Annotated in this window: 26 protein-coding genes; 10 read left to right on the top strand and 16 right to left on the bottom strand. The window is 58.0% G+C overall.

Features of this window, described 5'->3' with window-relative positions:
• The 5 genes from AU074_RS33540 to AU074_RS34910 all read left to right on the top strand — a co-directional run.
• Window positions 1–736, top strand: a 736-nt coding sequence (locus AU074_RS33540) for an RHS repeat domain-containing protein (protein WP_143503621.1), incomplete at its 5' end; no start/stop codon positions are given.
• Window positions 733–1,377, top strand: a complete 645-nt coding sequence (locus AU074_RS20145) for a hypothetical protein (protein ID WP_076016211.1) — start codon at window positions 733–735, stop codon at window positions 1,375–1,377. The genes AU074_RS33540 and AU074_RS20145, both read left to right, overlap by 4 nt.
• A 127-nt stretch (window positions 1,378–1,504) precedes the next feature.
• Complete coding sequence (locus tag AU074_RS20150) at window positions 1,505–1,933, top strand: hypothetical protein (protein WP_076016212.1); 429 nt, start codon at window positions 1,505–1,507, stop codon at window positions 1,931–1,933.
• Window positions 1,934–2,101: 168 nt separating this feature from the next.
• Window positions 2,102–2,506, top strand: coding sequence for an Imm50 family immunity protein (locus AU074_RS20155; RefSeq protein WP_076016213.1), 405 nt, complete (start codon window positions 2,102–2,104; stop codon window positions 2,504–2,506).
• Between the two features lie 109 nt (window positions 2,507–2,615).
• Complete coding sequence (locus tag AU074_RS34910) at window positions 2,616–3,026, top strand: hypothetical protein (RefSeq protein ID WP_076016214.1); 411 nt, start codon at window positions 2,616–2,618, stop codon at window positions 3,024–3,026.
• An 88-nt stretch (window positions 3,027–3,114) separates the two neighbouring features.
• Here AU074_RS34910 and AU074_RS20165 read toward each other — a convergent pair whose 3' ends face one another.
• Window positions 3,115–3,552, bottom strand: coding sequence for a DUF3995 domain-containing protein (locus tag AU074_RS20165; protein ID WP_076016215.1), 438 nt, complete (start codon window positions 3,550–3,552; stop codon window positions 3,115–3,117).
• A gap of 93 nt (window positions 3,553–3,645) precedes the next feature.
• Here AU074_RS20165 and AU074_RS20170 point away from each other — a divergent pair, with 93 nt between their 5' ends.
• Window positions 3,646–4,035: a DUF2946 domain-containing protein gene (locus AU074_RS20170; protein ID WP_003214719.1), complete on the top strand. Its 390-nt coding sequence runs from the start codon at window positions 3,646–3,648 to the stop codon at window positions 4,033–4,035.
• Between the two features lie 94 nt (window positions 4,036–4,129).
• Window positions 4,130–6,256, top strand: a complete 2,127-nt coding sequence (locus tag AU074_RS20175) for a TonB-dependent siderophore receptor (RefSeq protein ID WP_076016216.1) — start codon at window positions 4,130–4,132, stop codon at window positions 6,254–6,256.
• 156 nt (window positions 6,257–6,412) lie between these two features.
• Here AU074_RS20175 and AU074_RS20180 read toward each other — a convergent pair whose 3' ends face one another.
• The 3 genes from AU074_RS20180 to AU074_RS20190 form a co-directional block, all read right to left on the bottom strand.
• Window positions 6,413–7,429 carry an ABC transporter substrate-binding protein gene (locus tag AU074_RS20180; protein ID WP_076016217.1) on the bottom strand — a complete coding sequence of 339 codons (1,017 nt, stop codon included), beginning with the start codon at window positions 7,427–7,429 and terminating at the stop codon, window positions 6,413–6,415.
• Between the two features lie 122 nt (window positions 7,430–7,551).
• Window positions 7,552–7,749, bottom strand: coding sequence for a hypothetical protein (locus AU074_RS20185; protein ID WP_076016218.1), 198 nt, complete (start codon window positions 7,747–7,749; stop codon window positions 7,552–7,554).
• The gene (locus AU074_RS20190; protein ID WP_173860397.1) at window positions 7,749–8,198 is read right to left on the bottom strand and encodes a hypothetical protein; all 450 of its coding nucleotides are present in this window, start codon (window positions 8,196–8,198) and stop codon (window positions 7,749–7,751) included. Before AU074_RS20190 ends, AU074_RS20185 begins: the two co-directional genes overlap by 1 nt.
• A 465-nt stretch (window positions 8,199–8,663) precedes the next feature.
• Here AU074_RS20190 and AU074_RS20195 point away from each other — a divergent pair, with 465 nt between their 5' ends.
• The 3 genes from AU074_RS20195 (at window position 8,664) to AU074_RS20205 (ending at window position 9,561) form a co-directional block, all read left to right on the top strand.
• Entirely contained in the window at window positions 8,664–8,867 is a 204-nt protein-coding gene (locus AU074_RS20195) for a hypothetical protein (protein ID WP_083676703.1), read from the top strand.
• Between the two features lie 143 nt (window positions 8,868–9,010).
• Complete coding sequence (locus AU074_RS20200; RefSeq protein WP_076016221.1) at window positions 9,011–9,241, top strand: hypothetical protein; 231 nt, start codon at window positions 9,011–9,013, stop codon at window positions 9,239–9,241.
• Window positions 9,242–9,324: 83 nt separating this feature from the next.
• A complete protein-coding gene (locus tag AU074_RS20205) occupies window positions 9,325–9,561 on the top strand; it encodes a DUF2789 domain-containing protein (protein ID WP_076016222.1) in 237 nt (78 codons plus the stop codon).
• 4 nt (window positions 9,562–9,565) lie between these two features.
• Here AU074_RS20205 and AU074_RS20210 read toward each other — a convergent pair whose 3' ends face one another.
• From AU074_RS20210 to AU074_RS20270, 12 genes are all read right to left on the bottom strand, one after another.
• Window positions 9,566–9,769 (bottom strand): hypothetical protein, encoded by a 204-nt coding sequence (locus tag AU074_RS20210; protein ID WP_003214710.1) that lies wholly within the window; start codon window positions 9,767–9,769, stop codon window positions 9,566–9,568.
• Between the two features lie 124 nt (window positions 9,770–9,893).
• Window positions 9,894–11,564 (bottom strand): methyl-accepting chemotaxis protein, encoded by a 1,671-nt coding sequence (locus AU074_RS20215; protein WP_371916635.1) that lies wholly within the window; start codon window positions 11,562–11,564, stop codon window positions 9,894–9,896.
• Window positions 11,565–11,733: 169 nt separating this feature from the next.
• Window positions 11,734–12,138: a TraR/DksA C4-type zinc finger protein gene (locus tag AU074_RS20220; protein WP_010173153.1), complete on the bottom strand. Its 405-nt coding sequence runs from the start codon at window positions 12,136–12,138 to the stop codon at window positions 11,734–11,736.
• 420 nt (window positions 12,139–12,558) lie between these two features.
• Window positions 12,559–13,596: an ABC transporter permease gene (locus AU074_RS20225; protein WP_003214704.1), complete on the bottom strand. Its 1,038-nt coding sequence runs from the start codon at window positions 13,594–13,596 to the stop codon at window positions 12,559–12,561.
• A 60-nt stretch (window positions 13,597–13,656) separates the two neighbouring features.
• Window positions 13,657–15,210 carry a sugar ABC transporter ATP-binding protein gene (locus AU074_RS20230; protein WP_076016224.1) on the bottom strand — a complete coding sequence of 518 codons (1,554 nt, stop codon included), beginning with the start codon at window positions 15,208–15,210 and terminating at the stop codon, window positions 13,657–13,659.
• A 63-nt stretch (window positions 15,211–15,273) separates the two neighbouring features.
• A complete protein-coding gene (locus AU074_RS20235; protein WP_010173158.1) occupies window positions 15,274–16,209 on the bottom strand; it encodes a sugar ABC transporter substrate-binding protein in 936 nt (311 codons plus the stop codon).
• A gap of 365 nt (window positions 16,210–16,574) precedes the next feature.
• Complete coding sequence (locus tag AU074_RS20245) at window positions 16,575–17,615, bottom strand: Gfo/Idh/MocA family oxidoreductase (RefSeq protein WP_076016226.1); 1,041 nt, start codon at window positions 17,613–17,615, stop codon at window positions 16,575–16,577.
• A gap of 131 nt (window positions 17,616–17,746) precedes the next feature.
• Window positions 17,747–18,607, bottom strand: coding sequence for a sugar phosphate isomerase/epimerase family protein (locus AU074_RS20250; protein WP_063029368.1), 861 nt, complete (start codon window positions 18,605–18,607; stop codon window positions 17,747–17,749).
• 160 nt (window positions 18,608–18,767) lie between these two features.
• The gene (locus AU074_RS20255; RefSeq protein ID WP_076016227.1) at window positions 18,768–19,778 is read right to left on the bottom strand and encodes a Gfo/Idh/MocA family protein; all 1,011 of its coding nucleotides are present in this window, start codon (window positions 19,776–19,778) and stop codon (window positions 18,768–18,770) included.
• A gap of 19 nt (window positions 19,779–19,797) precedes the next feature.
• Window positions 19,798–21,729: a 3D-(3,5/4)-trihydroxycyclohexane-1,2-dione acylhydrolase (decyclizing) gene (iolD, locus tag AU074_RS20260; protein ID WP_076016228.1), complete on the bottom strand. Its 1,932-nt coding sequence runs from the start codon at window positions 21,727–21,729 to the stop codon at window positions 19,798–19,800.
• Between the two features lie 10 nt (window positions 21,730–21,739).
• A complete protein-coding gene (locus AU074_RS20265) occupies window positions 21,740–22,555 on the bottom strand; it encodes a TIM barrel protein (RefSeq protein WP_076016229.1) in 816 nt (271 codons plus the stop codon).
• 27 nt (window positions 22,556–22,582) lie between these two features.
• The gene (locus AU074_RS20270) at window positions 22,583–24,085 is read right to left on the bottom strand and encodes a CoA-acylating methylmalonate-semialdehyde dehydrogenase (protein ID WP_076016230.1); all 1,503 of its coding nucleotides are present in this window, start codon (window positions 24,083–24,085) and stop codon (window positions 22,583–22,585) included.
• Window positions 24,086–24,089 lie beyond the last annotated feature (4 nt).

Here is a 24,089-nt window from a genome sequence, read left to right on the forward strand (position 1 = left end):
CCCGGAAGACGTAAAACCCTTCCACTACCAACTCGACCACCTCGGTACCCCGCAGGAACTCACCGCGCCCGACGGCGAAATCGTCTGGTCCGCCCACTACCGCGCCTACGGCCAAATCGCAAAGCTGGACGTCAACACCGTTACCAACCCACTGCGCTTCCAGGGCCAATACTTCGACCCGGAAAGCGGGCTGCACTACAACCGCCATCGCTACTACAATCCGGACATTGGCCGCTATCTGACGCCCGATCCGGTGAAACTGGCGGGTGGGCTGAACGGCTACCAATACGTGCCCAACCCGACGGGGTGGGTGGATCCGTTGGGGTTGAGTACCTGTCCGGGAGGAGATGGATGTAAGCCGACACATCGTGCTGAAGACCCAGCGAGCAAAGCCAAGGTAAACGAGGGCGACGTAGAGCCGCCTAAAGGCTTCGATAGTAAGCTCTCAAGAAATGCAGCGCTGAGAAGAGCTAAAGAGATTGGTGGTATTCCACGAAGCACGCAGCCTATAGCGGTTGAAAGAGATAAGATCCGTGATCAAGATAAATACATATCGGGCAGGACATATGTTTTTAGCCTTAAAGAAGGCCATATGACCAAAATTTATGAGCACTCGCTAGGTCATGTAGAGGGCAATCACGGCCCACACTTCAACACAAAAAACACAGTTGACGAAATAAAAGTACCTTTGAAGATAGGCGATGACTCACATACGTATTTCAAGGAAAAACCATGAAAACAGCATACATAAATGAAGTTGGAGTAAAACCTTGGAATGAAATAGAGCAGATAGATGATGCTCGATTTTCCACATTAACGTTAATCGATCATGACTTCCATGGAGTCTGGAGCTCCTGGTGCAATGTAGCTGAATATTTACTTGAAGAGTGGCCGATCAAACGAGAATGGCGGTCGATAGGATGGGGCGAGTTCTTCTCAAAGACAGAGGAGTACCTACTAAAAAAGAGATTATCTGACCAAATAAAAAATGGAGACGTATTCGAAAAAAACATAAACACAAACATATACTCTATAATAAAAAACCTTCCAACCAATCCAAAAAAAATAATAAATTCCGCTCTGGAAGGCTCAAGCGAAACTATTTTAGTGATGCAAAAATCCGGTGCTGCAATAGAACAGCTTTGGATCGACATGACTATTTTCGAGAAAAGAGCCACTACCGAAAGCACAAGCACCTTCCTTAAAAATCAAACACATACGATACTTTGCAGGTTTTTTGATTCAGAAACACATGCCGCCGCTCAATTTATAAGCATGATTGATGCTCAAGAAAACTTAGTAAGCGCAATCAAAAAAAATGAAATCCGAGAAATCACCCAACAAGATGTCTACAGGTACATACACACCAAATCATAAACGAACACCTGAATCCGCTACAACTACAACAACACTGGCGCGCACATATATTTTTGCATCAAAAAATCCACACCATACTCCCCAAGAACTCATCACATTTTAAAACCAACAAGGCAATCAAATAAACATGAACCACTTCGATACCGAACTTGAAAAATCCCTAAAAACAGACAACATTCATTACGAGCGACTTCCTAAAAAAGATGAGGAAAACCTTATAAATAAAATACAACAAAAAATCACCTTTTCTGGAAGTCAAATCAACTGGAAGATCCTGCAGAACGCAACCGACCTGAGCCATATAGATAAATCCTTAGCATTCAGTGAAATCTCAGAAAAGCTGAATAGTCTTGGGGTTCAGAGGGTGATTTTCCTAGGCGATTCAGCTATTGAATATGCTTACTCAATAGCGATAGCCGACCTAAGGAGAGCACTTGATATCTTTGCAGAGTTCCCTCAGCACACCTACATTTTTCCTGAACAGCTACATTGGATCGCCTGCCTAGCATTTGAAGGTCACATAGATTACGCCGACCTGCCGTACGACGAGGCTTGAAGTCGGCAGCTTCCCATAGGGGGGTAATGGATAACGCGATAGATGTGATCAGATATACCTACGAAAATTTCCAAACTTCAAATAGATCAGTCCATTTTTTCCGAATCGAAAACCACGAAACGGCAAAATTCTCGGAGCGAAAGAACACTATTTATTTAAGGAAAAAAAATGAAATTCTGGAACGACTTTGACGGAAGCATTTTGTTCAACAAGGTGTTCACAACCCCCATACCCATCGGAGAAATCACTTTATTCTCAGTAGACATCAATAACGATCATTCACACATCCACATAGCATTTGACATCTCTGAAATCCCTGACAACCCACCTATTAAATGGGTTACAGCAGGATTCAACACTTGCAGATTAGGGTTGAGCTGCGGTGGCCTTAGCGACGTACTAATAAAAAATATACCCAACACTCAAAAAATGAAGCTTACCATCGAAAAACATGAAAGCTATTTTTTGGTTCGTGCTCAATCATCTAAATCTTTGATCGAACTTAAAACCAAATATTCATCGCTTTGCGGCCCATCGGTCTATACAAATGCCCCTGACTCAGCGTGCTATTAGTAACGATCTGGCTAGCAATCGAAACGAGAGCTGTGTCACACCATTGATCAAATACAAAACAACAAAACACTTATATAAACACGCAGCGCCCTATCACAAAGTTAACAACATGAAAAGTCAAAATCTAGATAACCTAATTCGTGAGTACCAAACTCAAGTAAACAAGGCGACTAATTTACTTGAACAAACATTCGGAACAAAAAACATCCTCCGGCTATGGCGCAGCAAAGAAATCCCGCAACGCGGGAGGATCACTGACAACATCTCCTACGAACTACACGGAATTGGCTGCAGAGTCGATTTTTCCGGAGTATGTATCGATTTCGACTACGGCCCAAACGAAAGGGTGGACGGCTTCGACCCGTGGCGGCTTTATATATACGCATGCGAAGTACCACACCGGTACAAAAAGTACACTAACCAGAACACACTCAAACTTGAATTCAATAATTATGTAGCACAAGGAAAAGCACAAAAAATCACTGATTCAATGTCCAACCTATACTTCCTGAATCCTTGACCCTGCTCGCCCCCTGACCAGCTGTCACCAGGCGAGCATTCGAGTTTACCCAGCGCAAAACTCACTCTTTCGCGGTAAACACTCGCCCTCAACTCCACGCCACCACCAACAACCCCGCCCCCAACACCAAACACAACGGCGAGTAAAAAAACGTATCAAGCCGCGCAAACCGCGACCCGCCGACCTTCTTGAAAAACCCCACCAGCTCCGAATCCCCAATCGCCCGGGCAAACATCACCAGTGCCACCGCACTGATCCCCCATTGCAACGCGTGGTTGGACACCGGCTCGAAATACAGCCCGGCCCGCAAACACACCAACACCGCAATCGCCACCAACCCCACGCCCACCAGCAACGTACCCAGCGCCGACGGCTTGAACGCCGGGCGTGGCCCGCTGGCGAATTCACCCGGCAGCTGCGGAATGGCGGCGGTAACGCCCAATTTGCCACCGGCGGCCCAGTACAAATGCACCAGGCTGATACAGCCAAAAACCCCGACAATCCATCGCGCGACTAAAAAGCTCATGGCTGGATATCCTTGGAAAAGTCCGAAAGAGGATAGACCTCTTGAGATTTTTTGCAGGCAATTCGTCGGCGGCTGATGGTAAAGTGCCGCCCCATGAAACTCGCCCGTACCGACCGCTCGCTCATTGCCTGGATGCTCTATTGCTGCGTCCTGTTCAATGTGTTCGCCTGCAGCATTGGTCATGGGCAAATGGTCGGGATGCAGCTCAACGGTATCGGCGGCCAGTTCTGTACGGTGGACCCGCGCACCCAGGCGCCGGCGCCTTACAAGTCCACCGATGAATCCCTGCCCACGCTCTCGAAAGCCTTCGGTTGCCCGCTGTGCTCCACCGGCGGCATGGGCCCGGCGCTCAACTCCAGCCTCAATGTGGCGGTGCTGCCGCAACCCCATGCGCCGCCGCCAGCCATCGTTGCCAGCGCTGACATTCCTGCCCGCTTCACCTGGCCTGCGGCTAATCCGCGCGCCCCACCCGCCTTCGCCTGATACCTGCGCTTTTTTGATTTGCCCATGCGGCTGCCTCCTTCGGAGTGCGGACGGCTGTGGGTTGTTTTCAAGCCATGTTTTTCAGGATTCAACCATGAAACATTTACCCCTTTTGGCGGGCCTGTTCGGCTGCCTGCCTGTCAGCACCTGGGCGATTGAGCTGGCACCGACCACCATTGATGGCGAGCAAACCGGCGATGCCGGCCTGGCCCTGGATCAGTCCAGCGGCATGGCTTCGCGCCTGGGGCTGAGCGTGCGGGAAACTCCGGCGTCCATCGCCATTGCCAATCGCAACGACATCGAGCGCCGAGGCGCCAAGACGTTTCAGGACGCGGCCAATACCCTGCCCGGGGTCAACGCCAGCGCGCCGCCGGGGTTTGGCGGTTTTATCTCTTATCGGGGTTTTACCAGCAGCCAGATTACCCAGATGTTCAATGGCGTCGCGGTGTCCGGCGGCCTGGCTCGCCCGGTGGATGCGTGGATTTATGATCGGGTCGAATTGGTCGGCGGCCCCTCCTCGCTGATCAACGGCGCCGGTTCCGTCGGTGGTTCGCTGAACTATGTGACCAAGCTGGCCACCCGTGAGGAACAGGCTGCCGAAGGGCAACTGACGTATGGCAGCTACGATACCGCCGGGATGGCCTTCGGTCTGAACCACGCGCTGACCGAGCCGGGCGCTGAGGTCCAGCACTACGCGCGCCTGGACGTGAGCCGCAACACCAACCACACCTATATCAATCGCCAACAGCGCGATGCCTGGAGCGTGGCGTTTTCCCTGCTGAGTGATTTCACCCCGAACCTGTCCCACACCCTGGCCCTGGAATACCAGGACGAACACGAAGACAGCCCCTACTGGGGCACGCCGGTGCTCAACCCGAAGTCGGGCGAGTTGAAGATCGACAAGCACAACCGCTTCAACAACTACAACGTCGCCGACGGTCGTTATGAGCAACGCACAATCTGGGTGCGCTCGATCATCGACTACCGGATCAACGACAGCACCACCCTGAAAAACACGCTCTATCACCTCGACAGCCAGCGCGACTATCGCAACCTGGAAACCTACCAGTACAACGCCGATAACAGCGCGGTGAATCGCTCGACGGCCTATCAGGTGCGGCATCAGGGTGAGCAGAACGGCAACCAGTTCGAGCTGCGCCATGACGACACGTTCTTCGGCTTGAGCACCACCTGGTCGGGCGGCTTTGAGTACAAGGTCAACAGCACCACCAGCAACCCGTTGAACGTATCCGCCAAAAACACAGTGGATCCGAACAATTACGATCCGGGGCATTTCTATGACCTTCCCGGCACCAAACCCGGCTTCGATCCGGACAAGACCAACGCCGTCACCACCAAGGCGCTGTTCGTGGAAAACCGCTTGGGGCTGACCGATAAATTGTCGCTGCTCACCGGCCTGCGCTATGACGCGATTGACCTTGAGGTCACCAACCACCGCGCCATCACCGCCAGCAATCCCCGGCACGTCAAGCGCAGTTGGGAGCCGGTGACCGGACGCATCGGCCTGACGTATCAGTTCATTCCACAAGCCAATGTCTACGTGCAATACAGCACCGCCGCCGAACAGCCGAGCAGCACCACCCAGGTGTTCGACGTGTCCACCGGCAAGCAGTGGGAAGTGGGCAGCAAGTTCGACTACCTGGACGGTCGCGGCTCGGCCACCGTCGCCGCCTACAAGATCGAGCGCAAGGACTTCGCCGTGACCGACCCGCAGGACCCGACCAACAGCATTCCGGTGGGTGCGCAGTCGTCCAAGGGGATCGAGCTGGCCAGTTCGTTGCGGGTCACGCCCAAGCTATTGGTGGAGGGCAACTATGCCTGGGTCGATGCCGAGTATGAGGACTTCAACGAGAAAACCGCCAGCGGTGCGGTGGTGTCGCGCAAGGGCAATACGCCGACCAATGTGCCCAAGCAGGTGGGCAATTTGTGGCTGACCTATGATTTTGCGGAGGATTGGCAAGGGGGTGTGGATGCACGGTATGTGGCGTCGGTGTATGCCGATAACGCCAACACCCTGACGGTGCCGGCGTATACCTTGTTCGGGACGTTTTTGACTTACAAGGTCGATCAACACACCTCCGTGACGGGCCGGGTGCGTAACCTGACGAATGAGGTGTATGCCGAGTTTGCCCATGTGTCGCCGGCGTATTACCTCGGGTCGCCGAGGACGTTCGAGCTGGCGGTGCAGACCAAGTTCTAAGTCCCTGCAAGTTTCAAGGTAAAAATGAGGTCAGTGTGGGAGCGGGCTTGCTCGCGAAAGCGGCGAGTCAGTCAATACAAATGTTGCCTGCAAAACCGCTTTCGCGAGCAAGCCCGCTCCCACATTTTTGATCTCAATCGGGCTGTTATATCGGTGCTATTTCAGGCTGGTCTCGACCTTCTGCGCCACATCCTCAGTCAGCCACGCCTTCCAGATCTCCGGATGATCCTTGAGGAACGCCTGGGCAACTTCACGCGGCTGGCTGTGCTTCTCGCTCATCTCGGCCAGCGCCTTGTTCAACGGTTCGATCGGAAAGTCGACCTTGGTAAAGAACTCGGCAATCTGCGGATGCTCTTTCTGGAACGGTGTAGACACACCAATGCTCAGCTTGGAAGCCAGCGAACGGGTGGGTTTCGGATCGGGATTGTCCGCATCCGTCAGTGTCTTCCACGCCTCGGCATCAAATGGCGGCTCTTCCAGCTGGATCAGCTTGTAGCGCCCCATCAGCGGAGTAGGTGACCAGTAATAGAACAGCACCGGTTTGCCCCGGCGGATCGACGAGGCAATCTCGGCGTCCAGCGCGGCACCCGAACCACTGCGGAAATTCACGTAGCTATCATCAAGCCCATAGGCCTTGAGCTTTTGCTTGTTGACCACTTCCGAGGTCCAGCCAATCGGGCTGTTGAGGAAACGGCCCTTGGCCGGCGCTTCGGGGTCCTTGAACACGTCCTTGTAGCGCGCCAGGTCCTTCACGCTGCGCAGTTCCGGCGCCAGGGGCTTGATGCCCTTGGCGGGGTCGCCCTTGACCACGTACTCCGGCACCCACCAGCCTTCGGTGGCGCCCTTGACGATATCCCCGAGCCCCACCACTTTGCCTTCGGCCTCGGCCTTGACCCACACCGGGCTACGGCCGGCCCATTCTTCGCCGATCACCTGGATGTCGTTTTTCGCCAGGGCCGTTTCCAGGGTAATGGTGGTGCCGGGCAAGGTGTCGGTGGGCAGGTCATAGCCCTTTTCGACAATCACCCGCAGCACCTCGGTGATCAGGCTGCCGCTTTCCCAGTTCAGGTCTGCAAAATGAATCGGCGCCTGGGCGGCCGATACGGGCAGCGACGCCGCCGACAAACTCAGGGTCGTCAGCGAGGCCGCCAACAGCGCTCGAATTCCTTTCATGCTTTGCACCTCATGCCTACAGCAATAGCGAACGGCTTTGCTGTAACACCGCGAAGCCTCTGAATACTTAAGTCAACTCAACTGTAGTAGAGGTTCCGGCGAACATGGCATGTCGCATGCTTTTACGGCGGATTGGTCAACCGCTGCAACTCGCGGCGCACCATGCTGGCGAATTCGGCGGGCTTGAGTTCATACAACTGGCCGGCGACCCAGTTTAACCAGGCGCCCTGCAACTCGGATTTGCGGGCAAACAATTTCGCCGCCCTGGCTTGGGCATCGAGCAGGTACTGCTCGTGGAACTGCGCCCTACCCTGGCTCATTACTCGCTGGCCTTGAAGGTCACGAGCTCACCCTTGCGCCATTTGGCGGCCTTGCCGGTGACGGCCTTCAGGGTTTTGGTCAAGCCTTCTACCAATTGCTCATTGGCAGCAAACACCAACATCACACTGTGGCCTTCCTTGAACACAATGCCCTGGCCGACAGTCGTGGACACAAAGGCGTAATCGCCCAAGCCATACACCGTCAACTTGATATCGCGAAACTTCAGCTCGAACTTGCCGCCTTCGCGACTGGGCAATACAGCCGCCCGGAAATGATCACCGACCTTGAGCTCCAGGCGCGGCTTATCGTCCACCACCAGCGCCGCTTCGGTGTCGATCTCGGCGATGTAGATACCTTCAGGTGTCTGTTCAGTGACGTAGACGAAACGGGATTGAAACTGCTTGACCAACTTTGCGCGCAAATCACCCAGCACGAATAACGCGTGCATATCCAGATTACTGACTGCCAAGGAAACGCCCCCACATCAAAAGGGTGCTGTCCGCCCAAGCGGGCAGCACAAAAAAACGGCCGAAACGGCACGATCACACAACAAATTCATTGATAAAAACTGAAGAAGATCACTCTGCCAAGCCGCAAGACTAGTACAGACGTGCCCGACGCACCTTACGCAGGTCGCCAGGCGTTGCAGGAGATCACAGGTTTAACGACCAGAGAACACTGGCCGACCCACTTCAGATAATAACCCTTTAAAAAATGCAGTTTCCGACATCAAACACAGAAATTAATGCTTCGGATGGAACCGAACGCCAGATGCTGACGACAATACTAAAACAGCACCACGGGTTAAAACCACCCGAAATACTGCAAACGGGTCCGCAAGTTCGATCGACAGGAGCTGATTATGCAACGACCTCAACCGATTGCCACACCCTCGAACACGGGTTCATCTTTTATGGATGACCGCCAATTCTACTCCCTATACACCCACGACGGTGGCCTGCATTCGGCGCTCTACCGTGTGTTGCCTGCCGGAAGAAACTTCTTTCATATCCTTGAAGTGCCCAGCGGACGCATCAAGGGCTTTCGCAGTGGCCATAGCGAGGCGTGCGAACTGGCCAGGCAACTGGAAGCGATCCTCTGCGCCACCCAAGGTTGAATACCTGGGTTGGCGTTTCGTCATCTGGTTGACTTTACTGCGCCGCCAGCGCGTAACAACTGCCATACTGGTCCGTCCATTGAGATTTGTCCCCTTGCGGTTCAGGTTTCATCAGCGCAATTACCTCCAAGGGAAGGCTATACGTGACGGAATTTGATATTGGCGAATTTTTCATCCATGGCGAAGCCAGAGAAGTAGACGGTGAGTTCCAAGCCGTGATTGTGATGCGGGCCAAGGCTCCCCTGACCACCGTGACGACCCACCAGGTAGAAAAGGACCGCTGGTTCAAAACCGTAGACGCCGCCAACACGGCTGCCAAGGATGCTGCCAAAGCCCTTAAGGCCGCCGTCGATTCAGGCGCGCTGACTTCCTGATTACCCGGCGCAAAAATCCGATCGAACTCTGCCCCGCCTCAAACCTCCCATGCATACGATGATCAGCCTGCATGGAGAACGATATGGAAGCGCCGACTTACACCCTCGAAGCCTTGTTTGAACAACTTGGACTGGAATCGTCCCCCGAGGCGATTGACGCCTTTATCGGCGAACACACCCTGCCCAACGATGTAAAGCTGATTGACGCGGATTTCTGGTCACCGCAACAAGCCCAATTCCTTAAGGATGAACTGCGTGAAGACGCCGTTTGGGCGATTGCGGTCGATGAGCTGAACCAGCGCCTGCACCAGCCACGCTAACCTTTCAATGCAGGCTGTCTGACTGCTCCAGGTGCAACAACGCCTCCCAGGCAGCCCTGCACTCTTCGGCTTCATCGCGGCTGGCAAACGCCGTGCCGCGCTGCTCGCCGTTAAGCAACACCACCCAACAGGCCTTTTGCCCCAGCGCGCGCAGGGTGGGTGGTACGCCACTGCCAATCATCACGGCGACATCGACTTTGGTTTGCATGGAACGCCTCCAGAGAATTAGTTAGCTGGCTAACAATGTTCGCCATGCTACGGTTTTCCTCCAGTTGGAAAAAGCTATCCCCGGAATAGCTCCCTTGCATAACCTGCAACAATCCCCCGCTGAATCAGCGCCCCTCGGGTTTGTAGCCCAGGCGCAAGCCACCCCAATGTCGGCCATTGACCGTGATCGGCACCGACAGGTCGTGCATCAATTCACCGGTATCGCGAGTGTAGGTCTGCAACAACACCGCCTGCTGGTGGCTGCCGCAGCGGATTCCGGTACGGTCTTCAAACTTGCGCTTGGTGCGGTTTTGTACCGCGTCTACCTGGGCATCACCGGTCAACGTCTGGGAAAACACCTTGTTGTGGGTCGGCACGTAACCCTGTGGCGTGCAGGCAATCGCGAACACCAGTCCCTCGTGCCGAGGTAATAAGGCTTCCTGGATCGCTGGCAGCACCTGATCGGTATAGCCATCAAAACGCGTGTGGTATTTGCTCGGCCGGGTGTTGGGAATGGGGGTGTAGCTGCGGTCGAACAGGTCATCGAGGCTGATGCGGTTTTGCAGTACGTCGGCTTCAAACTGCGCGGCGATCCGGCTCGCCCCTTCGCGGGCCAGGTCATAGATGCGCTGGTGATAGTCGTCCAGGCCGACCTCGGCCAGGCGCTCGCTGATGGTTTCAGCCTGCCCTTCCATTTGCACGGCGGCGGCAGCCAGCTGTTGGGTCTGCTGATCACTGACGGTCAAATCGCTGCGCATCTGCTCCACTGCATGGAACAGGCTGTCGAGTTGGGCGCGATTGGTGTCTGTGCCTTGGGCGATTACGTTGACCTGCCCTTCCACATTCGCTGCAAGGGTGGCGATGCTCTCCAGTTGCTCCCCGGCGTGCTCTACCTGCTCTACACCGGATTGCAAATCCGCTGACAATTGCCGGATCTGCTCCACCACCTGGGCGGTCCTTTGCTGGATATCCGCCACCATCACCCCGACTTCATCGGTAGCCGTGGCGGTTCGTCCGGCCAGGCCACGCACTTCGTCGGCGACGACCGCAAACCCACGACCATGCTCACCGGCCCGAGCCGCTTCGATCGCCGCGTTCAAGGCCAACAGGTTGGTCTGGCTGGCGATCGACTGAATCACCAGGGTGACGCGCTGGATTTCTTCGCTGCGCTGGCTTAACGCCTCAATCAATTGGCGACTGTCGCTGGCGCGCTGGCTGAGCTGGTGCATGCGGGTGATGGATTGCGCCAGCACTTCACGACCTTCGGTACTGCGTTGATGGGCCTGGCTGGCAGCGCCGAGGGCTTGGCGGCTCAGTTCCGAAGTGACTTTCTCGGTGCCGATCATCACTTCGGCACTGCTGACGATCTGCTGCGCCGCGCCTAATTGTGATTGCAGCCTGGCCGCCAGTTGCTTGACCGAATAGGCCACGCCGGCAGCAGACAATGCGTTATGACTGGTGGTGTAGGACAGGTCGCGGGTCAGCTCGCCGATAGCATCGGTGGCTTCGGACGCGGTAACGCTGGGGGTGCGATGTGTCAGGCGAGGCAGCCAGATCAGCAGCAGGGCGACCGGCAGGCACAGGTAAATCGAGAGTTGGGCGAACGCCAGGCCCAGCAGCAACAGCACCAAGGCGGTACTTTGCAGGAGCGGCGTCAACCAGCCGGGCAACTGACGCGCCACCACTGGTGGTGACACTGCTGCGCCCATGAGAGATCCGTCTCCAGCCATGTTCGTTACCCCGCTGCTCGTCGTTATTGTGACTGCATTAGACGCCACTATGTAGCCATTATCCATGGGCCTTTAGTGGGGGGCTTGCAGCAGATCAATAAACGGGGGTAACACGGGCGAAATCTATGCAGGAGCGAACGTGCTCGCGAAGAACCTGAGAGCACCGTTGGGTATCAGGTTTCCCGCGTTATCGTTAACGACCTTCGCGAGCAAGCTCGCTCCTACACGGGCGGCATCAGGCTTGGCGCTGGTGCTTGTCGATTTGCTCGTGGCGCTCTTGGGCTTCGATGCAGTACTTGGTGGTAGGGCTGATCAGCAGGCGCTTGAGGCCGATAGGCTCGCCGCTGTCATCGCACCAGCCGAAGGAGTCTTCCTTGATACGGCCCAGGGCCTGCTCAAGTTGCGGCAGCATGCGCTGGTCGCGGTCGATGGCATTCACCAGCCAGGTGCGCTCTTCTTCGACAGAAGCGGCGTCAGCCGGGTCAGCCGGGGTGTCCAGGCTTTCGATGGCGATGCGGTTCTGCTCGATGCGCTCGTGGTGTTCCACTTTCATGTCTTGCAACAACTGCTCGAAAAAAGCGTGCTGCTCGGCATTCATGTAGTCATCCGCCGGCATGGCCAGCAACTTTTCCTTTGTCATTGATTTCTCTATAAAAAATACGTGCATTAAGGCGAATAAGGGAGCGTTCCGGCCGACCTCAGCAGGTCTCGGAAAGGCGCCGTCCATTTCAAGCGCCACCCGGCACTCAATTTACGAGGGGCGGCAGTCTAAGGCCGACTTGAGGGCTCAGCAACTGAAATGACAGGCATTTTTTCCAAGATAACCCGCAAAGGCACCAGGACGGGCTCGGCGAACGGTCATCGGAGTGCGTTTATAGCAAGAAATTCAGTGTTGTGGAGCTATATAGAAGACAAACGGTTAACCGTTGGTGGCAAAACGCCTATGTGGGAGCCGGGCTTGCCCGCGATGCAGGCGACTCGGTCTGGAAGATTGACCGAGTTGATGCTATCGCAGGCAAGCCAGCTCCCACATTTGATCTGTGTAAGTTTCAGGACCGTGTTAGCGCTTGAGTTTGCGCTTGTTGCGATACTGGTCGATCACCACCGCCACCACGATGATCAGGCCCTTGATGATGTCCTGGATGTACGCATCCACGCCGACGAAGGTAAACCCGCTGGCCATCACCCCGAGGATCAGCGCGCCGATCACGGTTCCGGTGATGCGCCCTACTCCGCCTGCCAGGCTGGTGCCGCCGATCACCGCTGCGGCAATCGCGTCCAGCTCATAGGACATGCCCATGCCCGCCTGCCCGGTGGCAGCCCGTGCCGAGGCCACTACACCGGCCAGGCCGGCCAGCAAGCCGGCGATGCTGTAGACGATGATCAGGTGGCGCTTGACGTTGATCCCCGAGGTGCGCGCCGCCTGCATGTTGCCGCCGATGGCGTAGGTGTATTTGCCGTATTTGGTGTAGCGCAGGGCAATATGGAAGATCACCGCCACCACCAGGAAGATCACCACCGGCATCGCGCCGTGGCCGATCGCCGTGTAGGAATCCGAGAGCATGCTCACCGGCTGGCCTTCGGTGTAGTAACGCGCCAGGCCACGGGCCGAGACCATCATGCCGAGGGTCGCAATAAACGGTGGAATCCCGGTGACCGCAATAATGCTGCCGTTGATTGCCCCCGCCAGCAGCCCCACACCCAGCCCCATCGCCACCGGTATCCACACCGGCAGGTCAGTCAATGACGGAAACACCGCACGGGAAAAGTCGGAAGTCTGCGCCAGACTGGCGGCGATCATCGCCGACAGGGCCAGTACCGAGCCCGAGGACAAGTCAATCCCGGTGGTGATGATTACCTGGGTCACGCCAATTGCCAGCAGGCCGATGATCGACACTTGCAGGATCATCAAAACCAGGCGCTGGGAGTTCATCAGGAAGCTCTGGTCGCGCACGATCCAGCCGAACAACTCAAACACCAGGCCGATGCCAATCAGCACCAGCAGGATGCTCAGCTCGGTGGGCATGCGTCGACGGTGCTTGACCGGCGCCGCGGCGGGCTTCTTTTCCTCGGGTTTGCTTTCCAGTATCGCGTTCATAACCACTCACCTTTTTTTATCGCATTGCGCCGGCCGCAACGGGCCGGCGCCGTCTGTTCGTTAGTGGACCGCCGTCATACCGGAAGCCAGTTGCATGACTTTTTCCTGGGTCGCGTCGGCGCGGTCCAGGGTGCCCATCAGTTCGCCTTCGTGCATCACCATCACCCGGTCGCTCATGCCCAACACCTCCGGCAGCTCCGAGGAAATCATGATCACGGCCATGCCTTCGCTGGCCAGGTAGGAAATCAGCCGGTAGATCTCGGCCTTGGCCCCCACGTCGATACCGCGGGTGGGTTCGTCGAGGATCAGCAGTCGCGGGTTGGTCATCAGCCAGCGGGCCAACAGGGCTTTTTGCTGGTTGCCACCGGACAAGGTGTCGATGCACTGCTCCAGCGACGGGGTTTTCACCCGCAGCTTGGTGCACATGTCTTCACACAGGGCCCGCAGGGCTTTTTGCTGGATGAAGCCGTTGCCGGAGTAAAGCGGCAGCACGGCCATCTCCATGTTTTCCAGGACCGACAGGCACGGGAACAGACCACTGAGCTTGCGGTCTTCGGTCAGCAGCGCGAAGCCCTTCTCAATGGCCATGTGTGGGTCGGTGATGCGCACGGTCTTGCCGTCCAGCTGGATCTCGCCACCGGAGCTTGGAGTGATGCCAAAAATGGTTTCGGCCACATTGGTACGACCGGAGCCCATCAAACCGGCGATGCCGAGAATCTCCCCGGCGTGCAGGTCAAACGACACGCCCTGGAATACTCCGTCCAGGCGCAGGTCGCGCACCGACAGCAGCAGATCACCGATGGGTTTGTCGCGCACCGGGAACAGCTGGCTCAGCTCACGCCCCACCATCATCGAGATCAGGCTGTCGCTGTCCATGCTGTCGGCCCGTTGCAGGCCGATGTACGCACCATCGCGGAACACCGCCACCTCATCGGCGATGGCGAACACTTCGTTCATTTTATGGGTGATGTAGATGATGCCTTTGCCCTGGGACTTAAGGTCGGCAATGATCGAAAACAGGTGGGCCACTTCCTTGTCGGTAATCGCCGAGGTGGGCTCATCCATGATCAGGATGTCTGAGTCATAGGACACGGCCTTGGCAATCTCGACCATCTGCCGCTCGGCGATGCTCAGGTTGCCGACGTGTTCTTCCGGGTCGAGGTTGATCCGCAGCCGCGCCAGCAGTTCGGCGGTGCAGCGGTGCATTTCCCGGTGGTTGACCATGTGCAGGCCGTTGAGCTGTTCGCGGCCGATCCAGATGTTCTCGGCGATGCTCATGTGCGGCATCAGGTTGAGTTCCTGGTGGATCATCGCGATGCCGGCTTTCTGCGCCGCCAGCGGTGTCTCAAACACAATCGGCTTGCCCCGCAGGCGGATTTCACCAGCGTCGGGCTGATAGATGCCGGCGATGATCTTCATCAGCGTCGACTTGCCCGCGCCGTTCTCTCCCATCAGCGCCAGCACCGAACCGGGGCGCACCCGCAGTTGCACATCGGCCAAGGCCACGACGCCGGGAAAGCCTTTGCTGATGTTGGAGATCTCCAGCAGATAGGGTTCTTCCAGTACCAGGGGCTGGATACCGGGAGGCTGGGAAGCAGTCGCTTGAGCAAACATATCGGGTACTCCGTCAGCAGGGCCGCCGTGGCTGCCCTGCCGGTTTATTGTTGTTATTAAGGGCTACTTGAAGTCTTTGACGTTGTCCGGGGTGATCAGCTTGAACGGGATCACCACGTTCTGCTCGACCGGCTCGTGCCTGGCCATCTTGCGTGCCGCTTCCACCGAGCCCACGGCCTGGCCGTTGGCATCCTGGAACGCCGAGGCGGCCATGTCACCCTTGGTAATCGCGTTCAGGCCGTCCGGCGTGCCATCCACCCCCGCGATCAACACGGTGCCCGGCTTGGTCCCCGCCGATTTCAACGCCATGGACGCACCAATCGCCATCTCATCGTTGTTGGCCAGTACTGCGTTGAATTCGCGGCCCTGGGTCAGCCAGTCGTTGACCAGGGTCATGCCCTTGTCACGCAGCCAGATGCCGGTCTGTTCCTGCTCGATCTTGATGTCCGGGTATTTGGCCAGAACTTCCTTAACACCCTTGGTGCGGTTGGTGGTGGAGTTGTTCGCCAGGTCACCCAACAGGATCACGATCTTGCCCTTGCCGCCGAGCTTTTCGGCGATGTACTGCATTTGCAGGCGACCCGCCTCGACGTCATTGGAGGTCACGGCCACGATGCCTTTGGGCAGATCCGTCTGGTCGGGACGACGGTTGACGTACACCAGCGGAATGCCCGCTGCGAGGGCCGCTTTACTGATATTGGCGGTAGACGCCGTGTCGACCGGGTTGACGATGATGGCGTCGACTTTCTGGCTGATAAAGTTCTCGACCTGGCTCAGTTGCTTGACCACGTCGGCGCGGGCGTCTTCGAACTGCAGCTGCACGCCGTCACCCTTGGGGTAGGACTTGGCTTGCTTGTCCATGTCCTCGCGCAGGTAAGTCAGGAAGGTGTCATCGAACGCCGACATGCTCACGCCCACCTTGATATCGGCCGCCGTGGCGAAACCACTGGCGAGCATCATGGAAAGGGCCAGCGCGGTAAAACGGATCGGGGTCTTCATGAACGGTCTGTCTCCAATTTCTTGTTGGTTTTGTGGACGTTGCGTTTTTCAGAGCGAAGCGGTCGGCAGTCGAACGATCGGCGCCCCGGGAATGCAGCACACCAGGGAACCCTTGCTTTCGACGCACAGGACATTCAGGAGGGAGAAGTAAAACGGCCGGGCGCGGGGCAGACCGCGAGGCTTGAGGGCAGGACGTAAAACTCGCAGTACAGCGTTGAAGATTTTCATCTGACGGTACCTGGTTGTTTTGATCTTGTTTTTGTCGAGTCGCTCGAATCGAGTCCGAACGTACTTTATGCAACCTGGAATGACTTTATTGGAAAATAATTTCCATATCAACCTGTTTTAGAATTTTATTCTATTTTTCATCTGTGCGACTCCACAGCCGCCATTTCCACCACCTGCTGACGCTCGGCGCTCAGGCGCGCCGCGTCCAGTACACGGGTGGTTGCCAAGGCATCCAGGACGTTCACCGGCAACTCGCCCTGACCTTCCACGGCGCTTTGCAACTGACTGTAGAACTGATTCCAGCGGCCCTTTTCCGACGGCACCCGCTCACGATCCGGACCTTGCTCAAACCAGCCCCAGCGTCGGTGTTCTTCGGCGCCCCAGTGCTCGCCTTCGGTTTTCGGGGTCTTGCCGGCCAGCAGCGCGTCTTCCTGACCGTCCAGCCCTTCGACGGTATAACAACCGGCGGTGCCGTTCACCCGAAAACGCGGGGCCTGGCTGTTTTGCAGGGCACTGCCCCACAGGTGCGAAATAACCCCGTTGGTGTGGGTCAGCGATACAAAGAAGCCGTGATCCACGTTGGGCTCATCGGCGGTGTAGTGCAACTGCGCGAACACCCGGTCCACCGGGCCGAACAGCTGCATGGCCTGGTCTACCAGATGGCTGCCCAGGTCCCGCAGGAATCCGCCGCCGCTGGCGTTGCCCACGGAGCCCGGGTTGTAGCGCTCCACGCGGGATTCAAAGCGGGTGACGGTACCCAGGGCACCGGCGTCGATCAGTTTGCGCAGGGTCAGGAAGTCCGAATCCCAGCGGCGATTCTGATAGACGCTAAGCAGCACGCCCTGACGCTCGGCGGCGGTAATCAAGGCCTGGGCCTGTTCGGCATTGCTGGCGAAGGGTTTGTCGCTGACCACGGCCACACCGTGTTCAATGGCCTCCAGCACCAAGGCCGGGCGACCCTTGAGGGTGGTTGAGATCACCAGCACGTCGACACCGGCCTCAACGATCTGCCCAATACTGTCGAAGGCCTTCACTCCGGGGTGATCCGTCGCCAGTTGCTGGCGACGTTCGGGTGACCGTGTCACCACGCCGACAAAGGTCGCCCCCGGCAGGCTGGCTATCAGGGGTGCATGAAATACACGGCCACCTTTGCCGTATCCAACCAGTCCGATTCGCATAAAAATACTCCTTGGTTAATTGTGGCGAGGGAGCTTGCTCCCGCTCGACTGCGTAGCAGTCGCAAGCTTTTGGGGGCGCTTCGCCCCCCAGCGGGAGCAAGCTCCCTCGCCACAGAGCAAGCCACCACGATCTAACAGCAGAGTTCGCGGGTAACCCGCTCCAGCATCATCCGGTTGGATTCATCCGGCCGGTCTTCCCAGGCAAACACCGACACCGTGGCGATGCCGTCGAACTTGATTTCCCGCAGGGTGCCGAAAAACGCCTCCCAGTTCACCTCGCCCTGGCCGATGTCCAGGTGCTGGTGCACGGTGGCGGTGACGCCCGGCGGGTTGACGATGTAGCGCAGGTTGGACGAAGCGCGGTGGTTGTAGGTGTCGGCGATGATCAAGTGGCTGAGTTTGGAGCCTGCGTACTTGAGCATCGAGGCGATATCGCCCTTGCCGTCGTCATAGAAGAACGTGTGCGGCGCGGCGTAGAGGTAGTTGATCCAGTCGCGATCGAGGCCGCGAATGATGTCCACCGACTCGTTGTTACGCTCGCAGAAGTCATACGGATGGGCCTGGATATCCAGCTTGACGCCTTCGCGTTCGAACTCCGGCATCAGCTCGTCCATGGAGCGCATGAACTGGTTTTCGCACACCAGCGGGTTGTCGGACTGGCCGGTGAATTCGGTATTGACCAGCTCGCAGTCCATTTCCACGGCGATCTGGATCGCGCGTTTCCAGTTGCGTACGGCGGCAACCCGCAGGCCTTCGTCGGCGGCGGCCCAGTGGTACATGGGCAGCAGGGATGAGAGTTGCACGCCGGCATCGCTCAAGGCCTTGCGAAACTCCTTGATGCGCGCCCGGTCGACCCGGGCGGCCTTGTAGAACGGCAGGAAGTCTTCCCGGGGTGAGAGTTCGATGTGCTGGTAGCCGAGCTCGGCGGCCTTGTCGACCATTTGGCCGAGAGGCAGATGGCGGTACATGTAGGGGTCTAGGGCGATGCGCATGCTTGAGATCTCCCGAATTTGAGGTAGGAACTCGGTCAAATGTGGGAGCGGGCTTGCTCGCGAAGGCGGTTTTTCAGTCGACATTTGCATTGACTGACCCACCGCATTCGCGAGCAAGCCCGCTCCCACACTGACTGCGTTCCATCAGTGAGGGTTGTGGTTAGCCGTAGAAATGCGGACGCTCTGGCAGCCCCACCTTCACAATCTGCCCACTGTTCTGCGCCTCAATGCACGCATCCGCCGCCACCGCCGCCGCAAAACCATCCCACGCCGACGGCCCACCCACTTGCCCTGCCGTTACGCCATCGATAAACGCCTGCAACTCAACGTCATACGCCGCGATAAACCGGTCTTTCCAATCCATCAGGATCGCGTTGGACAGCTTGGCCCCGCTGCGCATCTGCACCTGGGACGGCTCCGGCAATTTCGCAATACCGGTCTCCCCCACCACTTCGCACTGAATGTCGTAGCCGTACTGGCAGTTCACAAACACTTCCACATCGATGCGCGTGCCCTTGGCGGTTTCCAGCAGCACGATCTGCGGGTCACGCAGATGGGCCAATGCCTTGCTCGATTTACGCGGGAACACCACTTGCACCGACACATAGTCATCGGCCAGCAACCAGCGCAACACATCCAGCTCATGGATCAAGGTGTCGGTGATCGCCATGTCGGTCTTGTAGTTCTCACCCACCGTCGGGTTGCGGTGAGCGCAGTGCAGCATCAACGGCTCGCCGATCTGGCCGCTGTCGATCACGGCTTTCAAGGCGCGATAGCCCTGGTCGTACGGGCGCATGAAACCCACCTGCACCAGGCGCTTGCCGTGGGCCACTTCGGCCTCGACGATCTTGCGGCAGCCTTCGGCAGTCACCGCCAGCGGCTTCTCGCAGAACACCGGTTTGCCGGCGGCAATCGCCGCCAAAACAAATTCTTCGTGGCTCGGGCCCCAGGAGGTCACCAGCACCGCCTCGACTTGCGGCGAGTTGATCAGTGCGTGGCCGTCCGGATACACCTCGGCGGTGAGCTTCAGGTCGGAGACGACCTTGGCAGCCTGCTCAAGGTTGATGTCGGTGACGGCCACCACCTGGCTGTTGAGCAAGGTCTGGCTGCAACGACGAATGTGATCCTGGCCAATGGCGCCAGTACCGATAACACCCAACTTCAAAGACATGAAAACACTCCTCTTGTTATTAGTACTGCCGGGCCTTTGCCAGGCGTTCATTGAGTTGTTTGGCCACCGCGTCGGTGCGCTCGCTGGTGGACACCTGCGCCACACCGACTCGCCACCACGACAGGTATTTGTGGATCATGGTTTTCGGCAGGACCTTGATATCAATCAGCGTCGACACCGTTTGCGTGCGCGCATCGGCCAGCGCCGCCTGCAGCTGCTCCACGGTGTTGACCTTGTAGGTCTTGCAGCCATAGGCCGCCGCGCTCATGGCAAAGTCCACCGGTACAAAACCACCGTCGAGCTTGCCGGTCTCGGGATTGCGGAAGCGAAACTCGGTGCCGAAGCTGTCCATGCCGTGTTCCATCTGCAAATTGTTGATGCAGCCAAAGGTCATGTTGTCCAGCAGCACCACGTTGATCTTGCGCCGCTCCTGGATCGAGGTGGCCAGCTCCGAGTGCAGCATCATGTAGGAGCCGTCGCCCACCAGTGCGTACACCTCGCGCTCCGGCTCGGCCAGCTTGACGCCTAACGCGGCGTTGACCTCGTAACCCATGCACGAATAGCCATATTCGACGTGGTAAGTGTTGACGCCCTTGCTGCGCCAGCTGCGCTGCAAGTCACCGGGCAAGCTACCGGCGGCGGCGACGATGATTGCGTCGTCGGCCAGGGTGTCGTTGAGCACACCGAGTACGCGGCTTTGGGTCAGGCAGGAACCGGTCAGCTCGATAAATTCACGCAGCACCGCCGGGTCCATGTGGTCATTGATTTCCGGGACGAAGTTTTCAGTCTGGTATTCGGCCTGGTAGATGCGATCGACCTCGACGTCCAATTGCGCCTTGGCATCCCGTGGTTGATCGCCCCAGTTGGAACGGTAGTCGCCCAAGGCTTCAGCCAGAGCTTCCAGGCCGACCTTGGCATCCGCCAACAACTGCACGCCATCGAGTTTCAGTGCGTCGCGCGGGCTGATATTGAGGTTGAGAAACTGCACCTCGGGATGCTTGAACAGTGACTTCGACGAGGTGGTGAAATCGGTATAGCGCGTGCCGATACCAATGATCAGGTCGGCCTCCGGTGCCAGCAGGTTCGCCGCCAGGCAGCCGGTTTCACCGAGGCCGCCGAGGTTCAGCGGATGGCTTGAAACCACCGCACTCTTGCCCGCCTGGGTTTCCGCGAAAGGAATGTCGAAGCGCTCGGCAAAGGCTTGCAGCGCGGCATTCGCGCCGGAGTATTTGACCCCGCCGCCACACACGATCAGCGGCTTGCGCTTGCCCTTGAACGCCGCCACGGCATCCCCCAGCATCGCTTCGGTCGCCGGGCGACGGTCGATACGGTGCACGCGTTTTTGCAGGAAGTAATCCGGGTAATCCCAGGCTTCACCCTGCACGTCCTGCGGCAACGCCAGGGTCACGGCGCCGGTTTCCGCCGGGTCGGTGAGCACGCGCATAGCGTGAATCGCCGCCGTCATCAGCTGTTCCGGGCGGTTGATGCGGTCCCAGTATTTGCTGACCGCACGAAACGCGTCGTTGGTGCTGATGCTCAAGTCGTGGAACTGCTCGATCTGTTGCAGTACCGGATCGGGCTGGCGACTGGCGTAGACATCACCGGGCAACAGCAGCAGCGGAATCCGGTTGGCCGTCGCGGTCGCCGCAGCGGTCAACATATTCGCCGCGCCCGGCCCTACCGAAGAGCTGCACGCGTAGATCTTGCGGCGCAGGTGCTGCTTGGCAAAACCAATCGCCGCGTGGGCCATGCCTTGCTCGTTGCGGCCCTGATGCACCACCAGGTCGCCGCTGTCCTGCTCCAGGGCCTGGCCCAGGCCCAGCACATTACCGTGACCGAAAATCGTGAAAATACCGGCGACAAACTTGCTCTGCACACCGTCGACTTCGATGTACTGGTTATCCAGAAACTTCACCAGGGCCTGGGCCATGGTCAATCGGGTTGTGGTCATGGAGTGCCCCTTATCGTTTCTGCAGGTGGGCGATACTCGCCCCCAATGCCTGCTTGATATCTGCCAGGCCGTGCACGCTTTCGGCGAACGGTTCGAACGACAGGTAACCGCTGTAGCCGGTGCTGAGCAGAGTGTCGATCTGCGCGGCATTGCCGAGGATATCGCCCTCGCCCACCAGCACACGGTGACCGTCGCGAATCGAATTCAGCGGTGCGTCGGCATCTTCCACACCGGAGATGTGCACCAGCCCGGTCAGTTCGGGAAAGAACTCATGTTCGCTGGCCAGGTGGTGGTGGAACGTGTCATGCACCACGCGGAACACATCCAGGCCACCGATGGCCTTGATCGCATCCACCGCCACGCGCTTGCGGCGCAGGGAGCATTCTTCGAACCCCAGAGGTTCGACAAAACCGAGAATCCCGTATTCCCGCAGGATCGGCGCCAGTTCGGTCAATGCAGTGCGCAAACCGGCTGCACGCTGGGCTTCGTTGCGCGGGTCGGCACGGTCGTTCAACGGGCACATCACCAACGCCTGCGCACCGCATTCGCGGGCATAGGCGGCCAGCTTGATCGCCTGGGCGCGGCGCTCGTCATTCCATACATCAAACGGGTACAACGCGTTGATCGACAGCACGGTGATGCCGTGTACCGCGCACAGCTCGCGCACGCGGCTGGCGGGGGTGCCGTCTTCAATCTCGATGCCTTTGAGGTCGTTACGGATCTCGATGGCGTCGCATTTCAGGGTCACCGCCAGCTGGATAAAGTCCGGCAGGGAAAGGCTGGGGGCGACCATGCGGTTCAGGGCAAAACGTAGAGGCGACTTCATTATTGTTGTGCTCCACACTCGAAAAAGTTACTTGGCGGTTGGCATGCTGAATTCAGGGCCCTTGGCGATGCTGTCAGGCCAGCGTTGCATCACGCTTTTGTAGCGGCTGTAGAAACGAATGCCTTCTTCACCGTAGGCGTGGTGGTCGCCGAACAGCGAGCGCTTCCAGCCACCAAACGAATGCCAGGCCATCGGCACCGGAATCGGCACGTTGATGCCGACCATGCCGACCTTGATGGTGCGGGCAAAGGCGCGGGCGATGCCGCCGTCGCTGGTGAAACACGACACGCCGTTGCCGAACTCATGGGCGTTGATCAAGGCCACGGCGCTGGCAAAATCCGCCACCCGCACAATGCCCAGCACCGGCCCGAAGATCTCTTGCTGGTAGATGCTCATCTCGGTGGTGACGTTATCGAACAAGGTCGCGCCGACGAAGAAGCCGCCCTCCGCGCCCGGTACCTTGAAGCCACGACCGTCGACGATCAGCTTCGCGCCCTGGGCCACGCCTTGGTCGATAAAACCTTCAACCTTGGCCTTGTGCTCGGCGGTGACCAACGGCCCCATTTCGCTGTCTTTCTGCATGCCGTTGCCGACCTTCAACTGGTCGATACGCGGCAGCAGTTTTTCGATCAACTTGTCACCGACATCACCCACCACCACGGCAATCGAGATTGCCATGCAGCGCTCGCCGGCCGAGCCGTAAGCCGCGCCGATCAAGGCGTCTGCCGCCTGATCCAGGTCGGCGTCCGGCATCACGATCATATGGTTCTTCGCCCCGCCCAGCGCCTGCACACGCTTGCCGCGCTGAGTGGCCTGCTGGTGGATGTACTCGGCAATTGGCGTGGAGCCAACAAACGAAATCGCCTCGATGTCCGGGTGCTGCAACAGGCCGTCGACCGCGCTCTTGTCGCCCTGCACCACGTTGAACACACCGTCGGGCAGCCCGGCTTCGGTCAACAGTCGGGCCATCAGCAAACTGGCGGACGGGTCGCGCTCGGACGGCTTGAGGATGAAGCAGTTACCGGTGGCCAGTGCGATCGGGATCATCCACAGCGGCACCATCACCGGGAAGTTGAACGGGGTAATGCCGGCGCACACGCCCAGTGGCTGGCGCAGGTTCCAGTTGTCGATGCCGCCGCCGATGTTGTCACTGAAATCGGTTTTCAGCAGGTTAGGCGCGCCACAGGCGTACTCGACGATCTCGATGCCGCGAGTGACTTCGCCCTTGGCGTCGGAGAACACTTTGCCGTGTTCCCGACTGATGATTTCCGCCAATTCGTCATGGTGCTGGTCGAGCAATTCCTTGAACTTGAACAGCACCCGCGAACGGCGCAGGGACGATTGCTCGGACCACGCGGGGAAGGCTTTCAGTGCCGACGCGACGGCTTCATCGACGGTCTTCTGGCTGGCCAACCCGACGCGGGCCTGGACTTCGCCGGTGGCCGGGTTGAACACATTGCTGAAGCGCTCACTGGCGCTGTCCTGCACCTGGCCGTTGATGTAATGGCCGATTACCGGGGCGTTGCTCATTGTT

The sequence above is a fragment of the Pseudomonas sp. ATCC PTA-122608 genome, assembly GCF_001952855.1.
Taxonomy (GTDB): Bacteria; Pseudomonadota; Gammaproteobacteria; order Pseudomonadales; family Pseudomonadaceae; genus Aquipseudomonas.

What these genes read in the sequence shown, in the direction of transcription:
- AU074_RS20180 (WP_076016217.1), bottom strand. Translation starts at nt 7,429, where the DNA reads ATGAAAGGAATTCGAGCGCTGTTGGCGGCCTCGCTGACGACCCTGAGT.
- AU074_RS20255 (WP_076016227.1), bottom strand. Translation starts at nt 19,778, where the DNA reads ATGTCTTTGAAGTTGGGTGTTATCGGTACTGGCGCCATTGGCCAGGAT.
- AU074_RS20265 (WP_076016229.1), bottom strand. Translation starts at nt 22,555, where the DNA reads ATGAAGTCGCCTCTACGTTTTGCCCTGAACCGCATGGTCGCCCCCAGC.
- AU074_RS20155 (WP_076016213.1), top strand. Translation starts at nt 2,102, where the DNA reads ATGAAATTCTGGAACGACTTTGACGGAAGCATTTTGTTCAACAAGGTG.
- AU074_RS20185 (WP_076016218.1), bottom strand. Translation starts at nt 7,749, where the DNA reads ATGAGCCAGGGTAGGGCGCAGTTCCACGAGCAGTACCTGCTCGATGCC.
- AU074_RS20190 (WP_173860397.1), bottom strand. Translation starts at nt 8,198, where the DNA reads ATGCACGCGTTATTCGTGCTGGGTGATTTGCGCGCAAAGTTGGTCAAG.
- AU074_RS20225 (WP_003214704.1), bottom strand. Translation starts at nt 13,596, where the DNA reads ATGAACGCGATACTGGAAAGCAAACCCGAGGAAAAGAAGCCCGCCGCG.
- AU074_RS20245 (WP_076016226.1), bottom strand. Translation starts at nt 17,615, where the DNA reads ATGCGAATCGGACTGGTTGGATACGGCAAAGGTGGCCGTGTATTTCAT.
- AU074_RS20235 (WP_010173158.1), bottom strand. Translation starts at nt 16,209, where the DNA reads ATGAAGACCCCGATCCGTTTTACCGCGCTGGCCCTTTCCATGATGCTC.
- AU074_RS20270 (WP_076016230.1), bottom strand. Translation starts at nt 24,085, where the DNA reads ATGAGCAACGCCCCGGTAATCGGCCATTACATCAACGGCCAGGTGCAG.
- AU074_RS20145 (WP_076016211.1), top strand. Translation starts at nt 733, where the DNA reads ATGAAAACAGCATACATAAATGAAGTTGGAGTAAAACCTTGGAATGAA.
- AU074_RS20220 (WP_010173153.1), bottom strand. Translation starts at nt 12,138, where the DNA reads ATGACAAAGGAAAAGTTGCTGGCCATGCCGGCGGATGACTACATGAAT.
- AU074_RS20170 (WP_003214719.1), top strand. Translation starts at nt 3,646, where the DNA reads ATGAAACTCGCCCGTACCGACCGCTCGCTCATTGCCTGGATGCTCTAT.
- AU074_RS20175 (WP_076016216.1), top strand. Translation starts at nt 4,130, where the DNA reads ATGAAACATTTACCCCTTTTGGCGGGCCTGTTCGGCTGCCTGCCTGTC.
- AU074_RS20195 (WP_083676703.1), top strand. Translation starts at nt 8,664, where the DNA reads ATGGATGACCGCCAATTCTACTCCCTATACACCCACGACGGTGGCCTG.
- AU074_RS20230 (WP_076016224.1), bottom strand. Translation starts at nt 15,210, where the DNA reads ATGTTTGCTCAAGCGACTGCTTCCCAGCCTCCCGGTATCCAGCCCCTG.
- AU074_RS20150 (WP_076016212.1), top strand. Translation starts at nt 1,505, where the DNA reads ATGAACCACTTCGATACCGAACTTGAAAAATCCCTAAAAACAGACAAC.
- AU074_RS20250 (WP_063029368.1), bottom strand. Translation starts at nt 18,607, where the DNA reads ATGCGCATCGCCCTAGACCCCTACATGTACCGCCATCTGCCTCTCGGC.
- AU074_RS34910 (WP_076016214.1), top strand. Translation starts at nt 2,616, where the DNA reads ATGAAAAGTCAAAATCTAGATAACCTAATTCGTGAGTACCAAACTCAA.
- AU074_RS20205 (WP_076016222.1), top strand. Translation starts at nt 9,325, where the DNA reads ATGGAAGCGCCGACTTACACCCTCGAAGCCTTGTTTGAACAACTTGGA.
- iolD (WP_076016228.1), bottom strand. Translation starts at nt 21,729, where the DNA reads ATGACCACAACCCGATTGACCATGGCCCAGGCCCTGGTGAAGTTTCTG.
- AU074_RS20215 (WP_371916635.1), bottom strand. Translation starts at nt 11,564, where the DNA reads ATGGATAATGGCTACATAGTGGCGTCTAATGCAGTCACAATAACGACG.
- AU074_RS20210 (WP_003214710.1), bottom strand. Translation starts at nt 9,769, where the DNA reads ATGCAAACCAAAGTCGATGTCGCCGTGATGATTGGCAGTGGCGTACCA.
- AU074_RS20165 (WP_076016215.1), bottom strand. Translation starts at nt 3,552, where the DNA reads ATGAGCTTTTTAGTCGCGCGATGGATTGTCGGGGTTTTTGGCTGTATC.